13 protein-coding genes are annotated in these 17,606 nt (G+C 72.0%); 4 read left to right on the top strand and 9 right to left on the bottom strand.

The window, feature by feature from the left end; genetic code table 11:
* Positions 1–47 precede the first annotated feature (47 nt).
* On the bottom strand, positions 48–1,448 hold the full coding sequence (locus ACLJOU_RS26875; RefSeq protein WP_410570957.1) for a sugar porter family MFS transporter: 1,401 nt from the start codon (positions 1,446–1,448) through the stop codon (positions 48–50).
* Between the two features lie 347 nt (positions 1,449–1,795).
* On the opposite strand from ACLJOU_RS26875, the gene ACLJOU_RS26870 reads away from it, so the two are divergent.
* Positions 1,796–4,498, top strand: a complete 2,703-nt coding sequence (locus ACLJOU_RS26870) for a cellulose binding domain-containing protein (protein ID WP_410570956.1) — start codon at positions 1,796–1,798, stop codon at positions 4,496–4,498.
* Between the two features lie 335 nt (positions 4,499–4,833).
* Here ACLJOU_RS26870 and ACLJOU_RS26865 read toward each other — a convergent pair whose 3' ends face one another.
* The 5 genes from ACLJOU_RS26865 to ACLJOU_RS26845 are packed head-to-tail and all read right to left on the bottom strand — an operon-like array spanning position 4,834 to position 9,697.
* Positions 4,834–5,835, bottom strand: coding sequence for a zinc-dependent alcohol dehydrogenase family protein (locus ACLJOU_RS26865; protein ID WP_410570955.1), 1,002 nt, complete (start codon positions 5,833–5,835; stop codon positions 4,834–4,836).
* Between the two features lie 26 nt (positions 5,836–5,861).
* Complete coding sequence (locus ACLJOU_RS26860) at positions 5,862–6,563, bottom strand: HAD family hydrolase (protein ID WP_410570953.1); 702 nt, start codon at positions 6,561–6,563, stop codon at positions 5,862–5,864.
* Complete coding sequence (locus ACLJOU_RS26855) at positions 6,560–7,381, bottom strand: carboxymuconolactone decarboxylase family protein (protein ID WP_410570952.1); 822 nt, start codon at positions 7,379–7,381, stop codon at positions 6,560–6,562. The genes ACLJOU_RS26860 and ACLJOU_RS26855 overlap by 4 nt, the downstream gene beginning before the upstream one ends.
* A 28-nt stretch (positions 7,382–7,409) precedes the next feature.
* A complete protein-coding gene (locus tag ACLJOU_RS26850) occupies positions 7,410–8,219 on the bottom strand; it encodes an AfsA-related hotdog domain-containing protein (RefSeq protein WP_410570951.1) in 810 nt (269 codons plus the stop codon).
* A 29-nt stretch (positions 8,220–8,248) separates the two neighbouring features.
* A complete protein-coding gene (locus tag ACLJOU_RS26845) occupies positions 8,249–9,697 on the bottom strand; it encodes a hypothetical protein (protein WP_410570950.1) in 1,449 nt (482 codons plus the stop codon).
* Between the two features lie 515 nt (positions 9,698–10,212).
* On the opposite strand from ACLJOU_RS26845, the gene ACLJOU_RS26840 reads away from it, so the two are divergent.
* Positions 10,213–11,394, top strand: a complete 1,182-nt coding sequence (locus ACLJOU_RS26840; protein ID WP_410570949.1) for a cellulose-binding domain-containing protein — start codon at positions 10,213–10,215, stop codon at positions 11,392–11,394.
* 150 nt (positions 11,395–11,544) lie between these two features.
* On the opposite strand, the gene ACLJOU_RS26835 is transcribed toward ACLJOU_RS26840, so the two are convergent.
* Together ACLJOU_RS26835 and ACLJOU_RS26830 are read right to left on the bottom strand one after the other, a co-directional pair.
* Complete coding sequence (locus ACLJOU_RS26835) at positions 11,545–12,540, bottom strand: aldo/keto reductase (protein ID WP_410570948.1); 996 nt, start codon at positions 12,538–12,540, stop codon at positions 11,545–11,547.
* A gap of 35 nt (positions 12,541–12,575) precedes the next feature.
* The gene (locus tag ACLJOU_RS26830; protein WP_410570947.1) at positions 12,576–13,769 is read right to left on the bottom strand and encodes an AGE family epimerase/isomerase; all 1,194 of its coding nucleotides are present in this window, start codon (positions 13,767–13,769) and stop codon (positions 12,576–12,578) included.
* A gap of 167 nt (positions 13,770–13,936) precedes the next feature.
* On the opposite strand from ACLJOU_RS26830, the gene ACLJOU_RS26825 reads away from it, so the two are divergent.
* Entirely contained in the window at positions 13,937–15,070 is a 1,134-nt protein-coding gene (locus ACLJOU_RS26825) for a lytic polysaccharide monooxygenase (RefSeq protein WP_410570946.1), read from the top strand.
* 103 nt (positions 15,071–15,173) lie between these two features.
* Here ACLJOU_RS26825 and ACLJOU_RS26820 read toward each other — a convergent pair whose 3' ends face one another.
* On the bottom strand, positions 15,174–16,124 hold the full coding sequence (locus ACLJOU_RS26820) for a LacI family DNA-binding transcriptional regulator (RefSeq protein ID WP_410570944.1): 951 nt from the start codon (positions 16,122–16,124) through the stop codon (positions 15,174–15,176).
* Positions 16,125–16,294: 170 nt separating this feature from the next.
* Here ACLJOU_RS26820 and ACLJOU_RS26815 point away from each other — a divergent pair, with 170 nt between their 5' ends.
* Complete coding sequence (locus ACLJOU_RS26815; RefSeq protein WP_410570943.1) at positions 16,295–17,566, top strand: ABC transporter substrate-binding protein; 1,272 nt, start codon at positions 16,295–16,297, stop codon at positions 17,564–17,566.
* Positions 17,567–17,606: the final 40 nt, after the last annotated feature.

The following is a 17,606-nucleotide window of genomic DNA, read 5'->3' as shown; positions in this document are numbered from 1 at the left end:
TCCCGTCTCACTGGTACCCGGGGAGTGATCCACCGAAACTGCGGCTGTCAGCTCTTGGCCGCGACGCCCTGGCGAGCCCGCAGGTCGAGCTCGATCTGCTCCAGCGAACGGCCCTTGGTCTCCGGGACCAGCCACTTGGTGAGCCCGAACAGCACCACGTTCACCCCGGCGAACAGGAACATCGAGCCGCCGATGCCGAGGGACTTCGGGTCGGAGATGATCGGGAACACCGCACTCACGATGCCCGTGGCCGCCCACAGGACCACGCTGCTGACGCCCATGCCCGTCGCCCGGTACTTCAGCGGGAAAACCTCCGACATCATCACCCACACGACCGCGCCCCAGCCGAGTTCGTACCCGACGAGGTAGAGCACCATCATCACCAGCATCAGCAGGCCGCGCGTGCCGGTGTCGTGCACGTTCAGCACCACCAGCCCGGCCGCCACCAGCGTCAGCACCATGATGACGTTGCCGATGAGCAGCAGCGGCTTGCGGCCCCAGCGGTCCACCACGAACACGACCCAGGCGGTGAACAGGAACTTCGTCACGCCCAGCAGCACGCCGGACAGCAGCGCGGCCTGCGTCGCGAAACCCAGGCCGATCAGCATCGTCGGGAAGTACGCGTTGATCGCGTTGACGCCGCTGAACTGCTGGCCGATGGCGAGCAGCAGCGCGACCACGAGCATCGGCCGCACGAACCCGGAGAACAGGTCGCGGATCCGCGGCTTCTCCTCCGTGTCGAGCCGGATGACCTCGTGGATGGTCGCGATCTCCTCGTCGAGGTCGACGGTGCTGCCGTGCGCGCTCGCCAGCACGCGCCGGGCTTCCTCCTCCCGGCCGTTCTTGACCAGCCACCGCGGGGTTTCCGGCAGGAACACCAGCCCGATCAGCAGGACCACCGCGGGCACGATCGCGCCGGCGAACATCCAGCGCCACGCCGAGATCGGCCCGAGCCCGTAGCTGACCAGGAACGCGATCAGGATGCCCAGCACGATGAAGATCTGGTTGAGCGCGCCCATCGCGCCCCGCCACTTCGCCGGGGCCAGTTCGGACAGGTAGGTCGGGACGGTCGACGACGAGAGCCCGATCCCCAGCCCGATGACCAGGCGCGAGAGCACCAGCAGCACGAACGTCGGCGAGACGCTCGCCGCGAGCGTGCCCACGATGACGATGCCCGCGGCGACCATGATGGTGCGGCGGCGGCCGAGGGCTTCGTTGGTGCGGCTGGAGAACAGCGCGCCGACGATGGCGCCGACCGACAGGCTGGCGGTGATCACGCCCTTGTCCCAGCTCGTCAGCGCCCACAGTTTCCCGATGAACGGGAGCACCCCGGAGATCACACCGAGGTCGTAGCCGAAGAGGATGCCGCCCAGTGCGCCGAAGAAGTACAACGTGGGTCGGCTGATGTGCCGCGCCGGGGCTGTCAGTGCCCTTGACGGATCGGTCATTGCCGGGTCGCCTCTTTCGTAGGTCCAGTCCAGCCAGCGGGCACCACACTCACACGCCGGAAAATGGCGGGCAAGAAGATCCGAGGTAACAATTCAGAAACCTGATCGCTGTTCAGATATGTGACTCCGGCAAACCCGGCGCAAGCCGCTCCCGCAGGGCCGCTCTTCGAGCCTCCGAATCCACTGTGGACAGTCGGGATCGCCGAAATCGTCGAATGCTTTACAACGCTCCGAACGCTGGTTTACCGTCCCTCTGGAAGCGCTCCCAGACCGTGGAGGCAGAGGTGCACACCGTCGTGCCGAGAACTCATTTCCCGTCCAGGTCCCGCTCAGCGAGACGACTGTTCGTGTCCGCGCTCGCCGTCCTGCTGCCCGCCGCCCTCGCGGTCACCGTCGGCGCACCGGCGTCCCCGGCCGCACCGGCGGCCGCCGCCACCACGTGGCGCAACGCGGAGATCGCCGGCGGCGGCTTCGTCCCCGGGATCGTCTTCAACCAGACCGAACCCGGGCTGGTCTACGCCCGCACCGACATCGGCGGGGCGTACCGGTGGAACACCACCACCGGGCGCTGGATCCCCCTGCTGGACTCGGTCGGCTGGACCGATTGGGGGCACAACGGCGTCGTCAGCCTGGCCACCGACGCGGTCGACCCGAACCGGGTCTACGTCGCGGCCGGGATGTACACCAACAGCTGGGACCCGAACACCGGCGCGGTCCTCCGGTCGGCCGACCGCGGCGCGACCTGGCAGGCGTCCGCGCTGCCGTTCAAGCTCGGCGGCAACATGCCCGGCCGCGGCATGGGCGAGCGGCTCGCGATCGACCCGAACCGCAACAGCGTCCTCTACCTCGGCGCCCCGAGCGGCAACGGGCTTTGGCGCAGCACGGATTCCGGCGTCACGTGGGCGAAGGTGACCGCTTTCCCCAACCCCGGCAACTACGCCCCCGACCCGAGCGACACGACGGGCTACCAAAGCGACAACGAGGGTGTCACCTGGGTGACGTTCGACCCGTCGACCGGCACCCGCGGCAGCACGACGCAGACGATCTACGTCGGGGTCGCGGACAAGCAGAACACCGTCTACCGCAGCACCGACGGCGGCACGACGTGGGCACGGCTGGCCGGGCAACCCACCGGGTACCTGGCGCACAAGGGCGTGGTGGACCCGGTCGGCGGCTACCTCTACCTCGCGACCAGCGACACCGGCGGCCCCTACGACGGCGCGAAGGGCGACGTCTGGAAGTACGCCACGAAGACCGGCACCTGGACGCGGATCAGCCCGATCCCCTCCGACAGCTCCGACGACTACTTCGGCTACAGCGGCCTGACGATCGACCGGCAGCACCCGAACACGCTGATGGTCGCCACGCAGGTGTCGTGGTGGCCGGACGTGATCTTCTTCCGCAGCACCGACGGCGGCGCCACCTGGACCCGGATCTGGGACTTCGCCGGCTACCCCGACCGGTCGCTGCGGTACACCCAGGACATCTCTTCGGTGCCGTGGCTGACCTTCGGGACGCAGCCCGCGCCGCCGGTGCCGTCGCCGAAGCTCGGCTGGATGACCGAGTCGGTCGAGATCGACCCCTTCGACTCCGACCACCTGCTCTACGGCACCGGCGCGACCGTCTACGGCACGTCCGACCTCACGAAGTGGGACAGCGGCGGGAAGATCACGATCAAGCCGGTCGTCGGCGGCCTCGAAGAGACCGCGGTGCTCGACCTGATCAGCCCGCCGTCGGGCGCTCCCCTGCTGTCGGGCCTCGGCGACATCGGCGGGTTCCGGCACGACAGCCTCGACGCGGTCCCGGCCACCATGTACACGCAGCCGGTGTTCACCACGACCACCAGCCTGGACTACGCCGAACTGTCCCCGGCGACGATCGTGCGCGTGGGCACGCTGGACCGGTCCGCGCGGCCGAACGACAACCGAATCGCCTTCTCCACCGACGGCGGCAAGAACTGGTTCCAGGGTGCGGAACCGGGCGGGAACGCCGCCGGCGGCACGGTGGCCGCGGGCGCCGACGGCAGCCGGTTCGTCTGGAGCCCGGACGGCGGGAACGTCAGCTACACGGCCGGGTTCGGGTCCTCGTGGACGGCGTCCACCGGCATCCCGGCCGGGGCGGTGGTCGAAGCCGACCGGGCCGACCCGAAGCGGTTCTACGGGTTCGCCGCCGGAAGGTTCTACGTCAGCACCGACGGCGGCGCGACGTTCACCGCGACCGCGGCCACCGGGCTGCCCACCGGCTCGGCGCACTTCAAGGCGCTGCCCGGCGTGGCCGGCGACATCTGGCTGGCCGGCGGTTCCGGCACGGCGTACGGCCTCTGGCACTCGACCGACTTCGGAGCCTCCTTCACGAAACTGGCGAACGTCGCCGAAGCCGACAACATCGGGTTCGGCAAGGCGGCACCCGGCCGGACGTACCCGGCCTTGTACACGATCGCCTCGATCGGCGGGGTGCGCGGGATCTTCCGTTCGGACGACGGCGGCGCGTCGTGGACGCGGATCAACGACGACCAGCACCAGTACGGCAACATCGGCGCGGCTCTGACCGGGGATCCGCGCGTCTACGGCCGGGTCTACGTGGGCACGAACGGCCGGGGCGTGATCGTGGGCGAATCCGGCGGCACCCAGCCGCCGCCCCCGACGAGCACCACCCCCACCACCCCCACCACGACCCCGACCCCGACCACCACGACGACCCCGACGACGACCACCACCCCGGTGCCGTCGGGGTCCTGCACGGCGGCCTACACGGTCACCAACCAGTGGCAGGGCGGGTTCCAGGCCGCGGTGAAGGTGGGCAACACCGGCACGGCGGCGGTGACCGGCTGGACGGTGACGTGGACGTTCGCCGACGGCCAGAAGGTGACGCAGGCGTGGAACGCGCAGGTGACCCAGAGCGGGGCGGCGGTGACGGCGGCCGACGCCGGCTGGAACCGGACCATCCCGGCCGCCGGGAGCGCGGAGTTCGGCTTCACCGGGAGTTCGGGGATGGTGAACTCCCGGCCGAGCTCGATCTCGCTCAACGGCCGGGCCTGCACGACGACCTGACCGAAACCCCGAAAGCCACCTCGAAGAGGTCGGGGTTCCTCGAGGTGGCTTCCGGAGTGCCCGACGCGCGGGCGGAAGGGGGTTTCAACCCACCCCCAGGCGGTTGAAACCCCCTCCCCGCGCCCCCAGTGCCCGGACCCGCTCGAGCATCCGCAGCCTGCTCGGGCGATGTCCTGGTGAGCTCCACTCTTCCCGTTGCCGCCGACAGCCGCCATTCCTGCCCAAAGGGGACTTTTTCGCCCCGACACACCCCCGCTGAGCTGCGCAAACCCGGACCACGGGTACCGGAAATACCCACCCGGGCGCGCAAAAGTTACCCGGCGGACAGCAGGCGCTCAGGCGCTCTCCAGGACGACCTTCCCGATGTGGGTCCCCGACTCCAGGTGCTTGAGGGCCTCGGCGACCTCGTCGAAGGCGAACCGGCGGTCGATCACCGGCTTCAGGCCGGTCCGTTCGATCGCGGTGTTCATCGCCTGGAACGTCTCGCGGGAGGCGTTGGTGAGCCCGCGCAGGGTCAGCTGCTTGACCAGCATTAGGATCGGGTCGGCGCCGCCTTCGTGGGTCAGGACGCCGGCGACGCTGACGCGGCCGCCGTACCGGGCGGCGAGCATCGACTGGCCGATCGTGCCGCCGCCGCCCACGTCGACGACGTGGTCGACGCCGCCGCCGGTCAGCTCGGCCACGGCCGCGCCCCACTCCGGGGTGGTCGTGTGGTTGAGCGTCTCGGCGGCGCCGAGCTCGCGCAGCCGCTCGAGCTTCTCGTCCGAACCGGACGTCGAGACGACGTGGGCACCGCCGAGCGCGGCGAACTGCAGCGCGAACGTGGACAGGCCGCCGCTGCCGAGCGTGAGCACCGTCTGGCCCGGCGCCAGCCCGCCTTCCTCGACGACCGCCCGCCACGCCGTCACCCCGGCGCTGGGGAGCGTGGCCGCTTCGGCGTAGTCCAGGTGCGCGGGCACCGCGACCAGGGCGTCCTCGGCGAAGACCGCGTACTCCGCGAGCACGCCGTCGAGCGTGCCGGCCAGGTCGTCCGCGGTCTTCTCGGGCGTGCCGGGGCCGGCCAGCCAGTCCGGGAAGTACGTCGCCGCCACCCGGTCGCCCGCGGCCCAGGCGCGCACCCCCTCGCCGACCGCGACGACCTCGCCGGCGCCGTCGGACAGCGGGATCACGTCCGGCTTGACCGGCTTCGGGTAGAAACCCTTGAGGATCATCAGGTCACGGGCGTTGACCGCCCACCCGCGCAGCCGGACGAGGACCTGTCCGGGCCCGGGTTCGGGCACGTCGCGCTCGCCCAGGACGAGCCCGGCGCCGGGACGGGGCAGGGAGAAGAACTTCACAGCGGCTCCAAGGGTCGGGGAACTCCTCAACGAGGCCAGTGTGTCGAAGCCGCGAGCTCCCCGTCGACGGTCGCCAGCAGTTCCGGGGTCAGTTCGGCGAGCGACGAGGCGAAGTGGCGGACGCCGAGGGCGGCCATGAAGTCCCGCTGCCGCGCGTGGGCGGGGCTCGACGGGAACCCGACGAAGCCGGCGCCGTGCGCGCGGGCGTCCTCGGCCACCCGGCTGACGTCGTCGACGAACACGATCTCGTCGAAGCCGGCGCCGAGGACGGTCCGGGTGATGTGGTCGACGCCCGGGCGGTGCTCGTTGATGCTCACGTAGGGCACCTCGGGGTCGAGGAGGTCGACGAAGCCGCCGAGGTGGTGGTCGAAGGTGTGCTCGCGGGTCCGGCCGCCGTAGCAGACGACCCGCAGCGGCAGCTTCGCCAGCGCCTCCAGGCAGTCCCGCACACCCTCGGCGACGCGGATGGGGTGCTCGGCCAGGTACTCCTGCCGAGCGGCCCACAGCTGCTTCAGCGTCTCTTCCGCCGGCTGGTCCAGCCCGCAGAGCCGGGTGACCTTCTCGGCGACGACGATGTCGCGCAGCCCGATGACGTCCCGCTCGGCCGCGGCGTCGTACACCCCGCCGTGCCCGGTGACGAACCGGGCGATCATGGCCAGGTAGGTGTCGTCGATGAGCACGCCGTCGCAGTCGAGCGCGACCACGCGCAGTTTCTCGAACCGGGTCACCGCTGCGCGAACACTTCGCGGACGGCGGCGATGGCGTTGAGCGCGGCCGGGAAGCCGCAGTAGAACGCCAGGTGCAGCACGGTTTCCACGACTTCCTGCTCGGTGCCGCCGACGTTGAGCAGCCCGTGGACGTGCACCTTCAGCTGCGGCAGCGCGGTGCCCAGCGCGACGCACGCGGCGATCGTGACGATCTCGCGGTGGCGCAGGCTCAGGTGCGGGCGGGAGTAGATCTCGCCGAAGGTGAATTCGACGATGTAGGCGGCCAGGTCCGGGGCGATGTCCCGCAGGCCGTCGGCGACCCGCTCCCCCGCCTCGCCGTCGACGGCCTTCATCGCGGCCAGGCCGCGCTCGTAGCGGTCCTCGATGCCGGCCCACGGCACTTCGCCGTCCTCGTCCTCACCGGCCGGTGAGGACTCCTCCTCGGGCAGGCCGTCGAAGGCCGCCTTGAGCGCCGTCAGGGCGTTCAGCGTGGCCGGGAACCCGGCGAACGAGCTGACGTGGATCACGGCCTCGACCAGCTGGCGGCGGGTGCAGCCGACGTTGAGCGCGGCCTTGGCGTGGAACTGCAGCTGCGAGCCGGCGTAGCCCAGCGCGGTGAGCGCGGCGACGGTCGCCAGCTGCCGCTCGGGCAGCGGCAGGCCGGGCCGGTGGTAGACGTCGCCGTAGATGAACCCGACGCACTGCTGCCCGAACTCGGCCTCCCCGATGCTTTCGAACAGGTCCAGCACGGCGGGCCGGTCCGTCCCGCCGAGCTGCCGGATGAGTTTCAGGCCCTGGGCGAAGGACGCGGAGCGGTCCTGCTGCTGCAGGTCGGACATCGTGGCGTGGTTCCCTTCCGGAGTGGACTCAGCCGAGGTAGGCCTCGGTGGCCTGGTCGGCCTTGCGGCGTTCGAGGGTGTCGATGCGCCCCTGCACGATCATCGAGTACTCGATGGCCGCGGTGGCCACGGTGCGCTCCTGCTGGCGCACCGACGTCGTGGCTCGGAACTTCAGGTTGGTGTCCCGGCCGAGGTCGGCTTCGACGATCAGCGATTCGACCGTGGCCGGCAGGGGGAACAGGAAGTCCTCGAAGGACAGGTCGATCCGCTTCCACACACCGGCGTACGGGGCCGGGGCGAGGCCGGGGCGGATCGCGGTTTCGAACTGCGCGATGCAGATCTGGCGCATCGCCTCGATGATCACGATGCCCTGCACGTGCTCACCGGTGTGGTGGTCGAGGACCAGCTCGTTGTCCCGGTGGATCCGCAGCTCGGCCCGGCAGTGCCGCGGCAGGGGGCTGTGCACGCCCGCCAGCAGCACGTTCTCCGGCCGGCTCTTGTGGACGACCACGGGTCGTGCCCACGGCTGCCGGAACTTCTCCGGGTCCGCCAGGTACACCGCGCCTTCGCTCTTGTCGCAGGCGGCTTCGAGCAGGTCGCCGTCGGTCGCGTCGAGGCCCTGGCCGAGGTGGACGACCCAGTGACCGCCCGAGGCCGCCAGCCCGCCGGAATCCAGCAGGGCCAGCAGGCCCGACAGCGTGAACACCCGGTCGCCGCGGGCGAACTGCCCGAAGCGGTCGGCGACCACGACGACGTCCCGCCGCGTGTGCCCGGCGAACGCCCAGTCCTCCTCGCTCTCGGCTTGCACGTCCGGGCACGGGAAATCGTGCGGTGCCACTCCGGGCGCCTCCGTCCTCGGGTCTGGTGTCACGGCCGCGCCGACGCATGGGCGTCCAGCAGGGCTTCGGCGAGGTGGCGGGCCGTCGCGGCCGAGCGCCAGCGCGGCCCGGACAGCTCGGTGGCCAGCAGCTTCAGCATGGCGCGCACCATGTCCGGCTGTTTGCCAACGCCCGCGTCGAGCAGCGGCGCCACCTGGGCGGCGGCACCGTCGAGATCGTCGAGCCGCAGGTGCGCGCGGCCGGTGTCGATCCGGATCATCGGGTCCATGGCTTCCCAGCGGTTTTCCAGCGACAGCTTCTCGAAAGCCTCGCGGGCGGTGGTGAACTCGCGCAGCGCGGCCGAGGCCTGCCCGACCGACAGCAGCGAATTGCCCGCCATGTAGTGCCGCCGGTCCTTCGTGATGTTGAAGAAGCTGTCGTCGCCGCCCGCCCCGACGTCGGGGTCCTCGATGGTGGCCCAGCGGGCGATCGCGTCCAGCACCTGCGGCTCGGCCTGCACCGACGACCAGCCGCGCGCCTCGGCGAGGATCAGCGGCGCGTCGGTCAGCCGGCCGCCCACCTGGTAGTTGAGCCCGTCGGCGGCGAGCTTCGCGGATTCGATGCCGTTGCCCGCCCAGAACGCCACCCGGGCCTGGGACGTGCGCACCCAGCGGCGGGCGAGGAAGTCGTCGGCGTACTGGGTGTAGAGCCAGGCCGCGGAGTTGAGCTCGCGCGAGAGCCGGTACCGGCCGAGGTCGCCCGCGATCCAGGCCATCATCGCCGTCGACTTCGCCCCGACGAGCAGCAGCTCCTGGGTCTGCTTCGGGCGCTGCCTGCCCTTCAGCAGGGCCGAGGTCCGCTGCTCGATCACGGCGAGCTGGCCGAGGATCGAGTCGGGAGCGGTCCGCGTGTAGGCGCCGCCGACGAAGTCGAGGTCGGCCCAGAGGTCTTCGAGCTGGACGTCGTCGACGTTGGTCTTGGTGAGCAGGATGGCGGCGTCGAGGGCGCTGCCGCCGAGCTCCTCGTCCGTCCGGGTTCCGGTGCGCGCGACGGCCGCGGCGGGCGGCGCTTCGGGTTCGGGGGCCGGCGCCGGCTGCGCCTCGGCGTGGTACTCGGCGAGGTCCTTGGCCGGCAGCTGCTCGAGGTCACGCAGGCTCAGCAGGCACTTCCAGTCGGTGCCGTAGACCTGCGCCAGTACCCGCAGGGCGGCGAGGGTGGGCCGGACCCCGCGCTCGGGCCACTGCTCGTACTCCCAGATCCGGGTGCCGCGCATGCCCGCGCGGGGGTCTCCGGTCACGGCGTTGTACTGGTGCGCCGCGACGTCGAGCGAGAGCTCGGCCGCGAGGCGCCACGCGGTGCGCGGGGGGATCCGGCACTCGACGACCAGGTTCTTCGCCACCTGGCCCGGGATCGCCGCCTCGGGGAAGCCCAGGGCGGCCAGCCGGTCGCGCAGCTGTGCACGGTAGGGCTTACTCCCTGGTTTGGCCTGTCGACTCATCGTTCATCCAACGATTTCCGGAGTACGGGTGCACCCCGACGACAGTACCGCAGCGTGACAGCGGGGGCCCAGGCCGTCACGGGGCGGAAACCGGGCGGTTTGCGAGAGGTTGAGGACGCAACGAATGGGCCTCGATTTCCTGAGAGCGCTCCCATGTTCGCCTTCCGGCGCTCGGGCGATGATCTTGGGGCGGATTTTCGGATTCCACCCCAACGGCGGCGTCCGGGCGCGCGGAGCGGTGGCGCAGTGCGACCGCGGGATGCTTTGCCTCCCAACGGCTTCCGCCGTTCAGGAGCGTTCAGTGGCGAGCACGGGCGCCCCGGCTGCGGAAAACCGACCACCGGATCGGACCGCGTCCGGGTCGCTCTTTACAAGCACGACACAGCGGGGTTACCTTTCCGGCGGCTGGAAGCGCTCCCATGCCAGGTCGCCTCGCCAGAACGCGGCCACCACCCAGGGGCGCCGTGGTGCAGGCCACGGCGCCCCTGTCCGCGTCCCCGGGAGGAGCCCACCCCATGAACAGGTTCGCCGGCGCCCTCGCCGCGCTCTGCCTCGCCGCGGCGGGCACCACCGCGCTCGTCGTGGCCGGTCCGGCCGCCGCCGCACCCGCGTGCTCGGTCGACTACCGCGTCAACCAGTGGCAGTCCGGGTTCACCGCGGACATCACGGTGACCAACGGCCCGGCCGCCGTCTCTTCCTGGACGCTCACCTGGCACTACGCGGGGAACCAGTCGGTGACGTCCGCCTGGAACGCCACCGTCCGCCAGACCGGGACCGCCGTCACCGCGCAGAGCCTGTCCTACAACGGCGCCCTCCCCGCCGGCGGTTCGGCGTCCTTCGGGCTCCAGGGCACCTACAGCGGGACGAACGCCGCGCCCACGGACTTCGCGCTGAACGGCGTCTCGTGCGGCGACGTCGCTCCCCCGACATCGACCACCCCGACCACCCCGACGACACCCACCACACCGACGACGCCGACCACCCCCACCACCACGACTTCGGGGCCGCCGCCCGCCGGCTGCGCGAGCGCGACGATCTGCGACGACTTCGAGCAGCAGACCGGCAGCACCCCGGCCGGCCGCTGGACCGTCGGCGCGGCCAACTGCCAGGGCACCGGCACGGTCGCCGTCGACACCTCGGTCGCGCACTCGGGCACCCGCTCGGTCAAGGTGACCGGCCAGGGCGGCTACTGCAACCACGCGTTCCTCGGCACCAGCCTCACGGGTGGCTCGGGCCCGCTGTTCGGCCGGTTCTGGGTCCGCCACACGACCCCGCTGCCCACCGGGCACGTCGCGTTCATGGCCCTGCGCGACACCGCCGACGGCGGCCGCGACCTGCGCGCCGGCGGGCAGAACCGGGCCCTGCAGTGGAACCGCGAGTCCGACGACGCGACGCTGCCCGCGCAGAGCCCGGCGGGGGTGGCCCAGAGCGTCCCGCTGGCCACCGGCACGTGGTCCTGCTTCGAGTTCGAGGTCGACGGCGCCGCCGGTCAGCTGCGCACGTGGCTGAACTCCGCCGAGGTACCGGGCCTGGTGGTGGACGGGGTGCCGACACCCGACATCGACCAGCAGTGGCTGGCCCGCGCCTGGCACCCGGCACTGACGGACCTGCGCCTCGGCTGGGAGAGCTACGCGGGCGACGCCGACACGCTGTGGTTCGACGACGTGGCCCTGGGCAGCAGCCGCATCGGCTGCTGACCGGGGGCCGCCCCTGTTCACCGGCGCGACTCGGTCAGCGGCGCCCGAGCCGCGCCGGCCACCGGCCGGCCGGATCGGCGGGCCGGATCGGCGGGCCGGGCCCTCCACCGGCGCCGGTGGAGAACCGAGACCCGGCCCCCCGCCGGGCGGCTACCGGCCCAGGATCCGCTCGATGGCGGCCAGCTCGTCGTCGGCGAACTCGAGGTTCGCGGTCGCCGCCACGGTGTTCTCCAGCTGGGCCACGCTGCTCGCGCCGATCAGCGCCGACGTGATGCGGCCGCGGCGCAGGACCCACGCGATCGCCAGCTGGGCCAGCGTCTGGCCGCGGCCCTTCGCCACGTCGTTCAGCGCGCGGATGGTCGCCAGCGTGTCCTCGGTCAGCCGGTCGCGGGTGAGGAACGGGCTCGCGCCCGCCGCGCGGGAGTCGGCCGGGATGCCGTCGAGGTAGCGGTCGGTCAGCAGGCCCTGGCTCAGCGGCGAGTACGCGATCGAGCCGACACCGTGCTCGTCGAGCGTGTCGAGCAGACCGTCCTCGACCCAGCGGTCCAGCATCGAATACCGCGGCTGGTGGAGCAGCAGCGGCGTCCCGAGTTCCTTCAGCGCCGCGAGCGCCGCCTCGGTCTGCTCCGGCGAGTAGTTCGAGATGCCCGCGTACCGCGCCTTCCCCGACCGGACCGCCGTGTCGAGCGCCCCCATCGTCTCCTCGATCGGCGTCTCCGGGTCCGGGCGGTGGGAGTAGAAGACGTCGAAGTGGTCGAGCCCGGTGCGGGCCAGGCTCTGGTCGAGGCTGGCCAGGAGGTTCTTGCGGGAGCCCCACTCGCCGTACGGGCCGTCCCACATCAGGTAGCCCGCCTTGGACGACACCAGGATCTCGTCGCGGTAGGGGCGGAAGTCGGCGGCGAAGTGCCGTCCGAAGTTGGCCTCGGCCGAGCCGGGCGGCGGACCGTAGTTGTTGGCCAGGTCGAAGTGCGTCACCCCGAGGTCGAACGCCCGGCGCAGCACCGCCTGCTGGACGTCGAGGGGCTTGTCGTCCCCGAAGTTGTGCCAGAGGCCGAGCGACACGGCGGGCAGCTTCAGCCCGCTGCGCCCGGCCCGCCGGTACGGCATGTCCGCGTACCGGTCTTCCGCCGCGACGAAAGGCGACATGGTGCTCCTTGGTGAAGAGGGACGGCGAGCGCAGTCTAATCGCGCGGCAGGAGGGCGCCCGCGAACGACGCCGCGGGCGGCAGTTGCGGCAGCAGCGTCGCCTGGTAGGCGTGGTAGACGTCCGGTTTGCCCGCCCAGACCGTCGCGGCGGGGCGGTTGTCCGGGTCGAGTTCGTGGTGCCACGAACCGAGTTCCCGGTCGACGAAGCACCGTTCGGCGTGGTCGCACCATTCCCGGAACCGCGCGAGGTGGCCCGGTTCGCCGGTTTCCTGGTGCAGCGTCCACGCCGCGGCCATCGCCTCGGCGACCACCCAGTGCAGCCGGGTGCGCACCACCGGCGTCCCGGCGAAGTCGGTCGTGTAGACGAAGCCCGGCCGGCCGTCGACCGCCCAGCCGTACCGGACGCCCGCCTCGAACAGCGCGGCCGCGTCGGGCACCAGCCACGGCGGCGCGTCGGCGCCGAGGGCCCGTCCGAGGTGGACGGCCAGCCGCGCCCACTCGAAGAGGTGGCCGATCGTCGCGCCGAACGGGCGGAACGGGTGGGCCGGTTCGCCGCGGTTGAACTCCAGCCGCACCCGCCAGTCCGCGTCGTAGTGCTCCGGGAGCAGCCAGCCGTGCGCGCGGGCCTCGCCGTGGACCAGTCGCTCCACAATGGACAGCGCACGCCGTGTCCACACCGCGTCGCCGGTGACGTCCGCGGCGGCCAGGAACGCTTCGACGGTGTGCATGTTGGCGTTGGCGCCGCGGTAGTCCTCCAGGTGCGTCCACCCGCGGTCCCAGACGTCGGCGACGAGCCCGGCCCCGGGTTCCCAGAACCGGCGTTCGACGGTTTCCAGGGCTTCGGCCAGCAACGCCGGGGCGCCGTCGGCACCGGCCGCGGTGGCGCTCGCCGCGGCCAGCACGACGAACGCGTGCTCGTACGCCCGCTTCTCGTCCACGGCGGTCGAGGCGTACCAGCCGCCGTGGCGGGCGTCCCGCAGCAGGCCGGTCAGCGCCGCGACGCCGTGGGAGACCTGCTCGCCGGTGTCCGCTCCCCGCAGCGACGCGAGCGCGAAGACGTGCGTCATCCGGCAGGTGATCCAGGTTTCGACGGGCCGGTCGAGCACCGGCCGCCCGGCGTCGTCGAGCCAGGCGAACCCGCCGCCCGGGTGGGCCGCGGCGCCGGCGAAACCGAGCAGCCGGGCGGGTTCGGCGCGCACCCAGGCGGGAACCGAAGACGGACTGTCCACTCTCTGCCTTTCTCGAGGGGCGCGCCCGGTGCGACGGCCCCCGCCAAGGTAGGCCAAGGCACCCGCCCCGGCCATCGCGGGCTGTTCCGGAAGTGACCGCCACCGCGTATCCTGACCTTGGAAGCGCTCCCAGTCTTCGACGCACGCAACCCAATGAAGGGACTGACGTGACCAGGAGACGAAGTACGATCCTCGCCGCCGTCACCGTGCTGCTGGCGAGCCTGACCGCCATCCTGCTGAACACCGGCACGGCCGAGGCACACGGTGCCATGATGAAACCGGGCAGCCGGACCTTCCTGTGCTGGCAGGACGGGCTCAGTTCGACCGGCGAGATCAAGCCGCAGAACCCGGCCTGCGCGGCCGCGGTGGCCGTCAGCGGCGCCAACTCGCTGTACAACTGGTTCGGCGTGCTGCGGTCCGACGGCGCCGGGCGCACGCGCGGGTTCATCCCCGACGGCAAGCTGTGCTCGGGCGGGAACCCGAACTACGCGGGCTTCGACGGGGTCGGCGCGTGGCCGCTGACGCACCTCACCGCCGGCGCCCAGTTCGACTTCTCGTACAACGCGTGGGCGGCGCACCCGGGCTGGTTCTACACCTACGTCACCAAGGACGGCTGGAACCCGAACCAGCCGCTCACCTGGGACTCGCTGGAGGACCAGCCGTTCCTGACGGTGGACCACCCGCCGGTGACCGGCCAGGTGGGCACGGTGGACGGCCAGTACAAGTGGAGCGGCGCGCTGCCGTCGAACAAGTCCGGCCGGCACATCATCTACTCGGTGTGGAAGCGCTCGGACAGCGCCGAGACGTTCTACGGCTGCTCGGACGTCGTGTTCGACGGCGGGCACGGCGAGGTCACCGGCGTGAAGGACCCGGGCACGGGCACGACGACCACGCCCACGACCCCGACCACGCCCACCACGCCGACGACACCCACGACCCCGACCACTCCGACCACGCCCACCACGCCGACCACGCCGACGACCCCGACCACGCCGCCGGGTTCGTGCATGGCGACGTACGAGATCACCAACACCTGGAGCGGCGGCTACCAGGCGACGGTGACGGTGATGAACCACGGCACCTCGGCGTACACGAGCTGGCAGGTGCAGTGGACGCTGCCGGCGGGCCAGACGGTCGGCAGCGTCTGGAACGGCACGCTGAACCAGTCCGGCTCGGCGGTCACGGTCCGCAACGCCAACTGGAACGGCGCGGTCGCCGCCGACGGCACGACCACGTTCGGCCTGGTCGTCAACACGACGGGCGGCAACGCGGCCCCGTCGCCGACGTGCCAGGGCACCTGAGAAGTCCTGAATGGACGGTTGGGGAGGCCGCTCCGGGTACGCCCGGAGCGGCCTCCCCCCGTTCGCCGGGCCGGACCCGCGCGGGGGATCCGGCCCGCCGTGCTCACGCGTTCGCCGGGCCGGTACTGCCCCGGGTGAGCAACCGCGGCCGCGAGGTGTACACGTCGCCCGGCCGCTCCCCCGCCAGCACGTCGTGCAGCACGGCCGCCGCCAGGGTGCCCAGCTCGGCCAGCGGGCGCCGGATCGCGGTGAGGGCCGGGCGGACCAGGCGGCAGAGCGGGGTGTCGTCCCACGACACCACCGACAGGTCCTTCGGCACCGCGAGGCCCAGTTCGCGGGCGGCGACCAGCGCGGCCACCGCGAGGTCGTCGGTGTCGCACAGCAGCGCCGTGGGCCGGGGGCAGGACGTCAGCACGCGGCGGACCGCGTCGGCCGAGGGTTCCGGGTGGACCGTGCCCGGGTGCGGGAGGCCGGTCGCCGCCGTGGTGAACGCCCGGCCGCGCGCCTCGGGGTCGGCGAACACCGCCGCGCCCGCGATGCGGACCACGTGCCGGTGGCCCAGCGCCGCCAGGTAGGCCAGCGCCTCGGCGGCGCCGGCGACGTCGTCCACGAGCACCGAGGGCACGCCCGGCACCCCGCCCGGCCCGCCGAGCACCACCGCCGGCAGGCCGATCCGCACCAGTTCGGCCGCGCACCCCGGCTCGGTGAGCAGCACGCCGTCGACCTTGCGCTCGGCCCGCCAGCGGCGGTAGCTGGCCAGCGCGGCGTCGCGGCCGGGCGCGACCTGCAGCAGCAGTTCGCCCTGGAAGCCGTCGAGCAGGGCCGGGACGAACTCCTCCAGGGACCGGTCCAGCACCAGGCCGATGGCCCCGGACCGGCCGCCGGACAGCGCCCGGGCGGTACTGCTCGGGGCCCACCCGAGCTCCCGGGCGATCTCGGTGATCCGCCGCCGGGTCGCCTCCGAGACGCCGGGGCGGCCGTTGAGGGCGTAGGAGACCGCGCCTTTCGAGACGCCGGCCTCCCGCGCGATGTCGGTGATCGTCGGACGCTTCATCGCACCCCTTTCCTCGCACCACGGACCGGGCCGGAGCCCGCGGTCCGTGTCCGGGCGGACACCCGCCGTCGCACACTTGACACCCGCCGCACCGGGAAACGAGACTCCTGCCGGGAGCGCTCCCAGCCAATGGGGGCCGGGAGCGTGCCGCGAACGGGGAGTGCGCGCGCATGAGGCATATCCGCAGACAGCTGGCCTTCGCCGCGGCCGTCGTCCTGCTCATCCTGACCGGGGGGTGCGGACCGGACGAGCCGGAGCGGATCACGCTCACGGTGGCGACGTTCGGCGAGTTCGGCTACGACGACCTCATCCCCGGTTACGAGTTCACCCACCCCGGGCTCACCATCCGCCAGGTGCGGACCGAGCAGGGCGGACCGTACCACCAGGACCTGTTGAACAAGCTGCAGAGCGGCCAGGGCCTCGCCGACGTCCAAGCCGTCGAGGAAGGGCACCTCGCCGACGTGCTCGCGCAGTCGGCGAAGTTCGCGGACCTGGCCAAGGTCGGGCCCGCCGACGTGAAACCCGGCCGGTGGCTCGAGTGGAAGTACGAGGCGGGCCGCAGCAAGGACGGCAAGCTCGTCGGCTACGGCACCGACATCGGCCCGCTGGCCATGTGCTACCGCAAGGACCTGCTCGAAGCGGCCGGGCTGCCCACCGACCCGGGCTCGGTGAAGACGATGTTCGCGACCTGGGACAGCTTTTTCAAGGCCGGCGAGAAGTACGTCAAGCGCTCGCACGGCAAGCCGTGGTTCGACTCGTCGGCACAGATCTTCAACGCCATGGTGAACCAGCTGCCGGTCGGCTACCTCAACCGCGAGGACCACCCGACGCTGGAGACGAACACCGCGCTGAAGGACGCCTGGAACGAGGTCACCACCGCGGTCAAGCAGGGTCAGTCGGCCGGGCTGACCGCCTTCGCCGACGACGGCAACAACGGCCTGCGCACCGGCGCCTTCGCCACGAAGGTCTGTCCGTCGTGGATGCTCGGCGTCATCGAGCAGCAGGCCGGGATCGGCAACGCGGGCAAGTGGGCGCTCACCGACGCCTTCCCCGACGGCGGCGGCAACTGGGGCGGGTCCTACCTGACCGTGCCGGCCGCCAGCCCGCACCAGAAGGAGGCCGCCGCGCTGGCCGCCTGGCTGACCGCGCCGGAGCAGCAGCTGCACGCCTTCCGCGTCAGCGGCAACTTCCCCAGCCAGGTCGACGCCTTCACCTCCCCGGACCTGCTCAGCGAGATGAACGGCTACTTCGGCGGCGCCCTGAGCGGCCAGGTCTTCGTCGCACAGGCCCGGAAGGTCGGGAAACCGCAGTACAAGGGGCCGGGCGACGGCAAGATCCAGGAAACGGTGATCGCGCCGGGGCTCAAGGCGGTCGAGCAGGGCGCCGATCCCGCGGCCGTCTGGGACCAGGTGCTGATCGGGGTGCGCCGGCTGGTCCCCTGACCGGAAATCCGCTCGTCGGAGCCCGCCGGACCGGGCAGGG

Origin of the sequence: Amycolatopsis sp. cmx-4-61 (genome assembly GCF_046548775.1) — a bacterium.
Lineage (GTDB): Bacteria > Actinomycetota > Actinomycetes > Mycobacteriales > Pseudonocardiaceae > Amycolatopsis.
The sequence above is the reverse complement of the archived record's forward strand: the minus strand, read 5'-3'. Positions and strand labels throughout refer to the sequence as shown.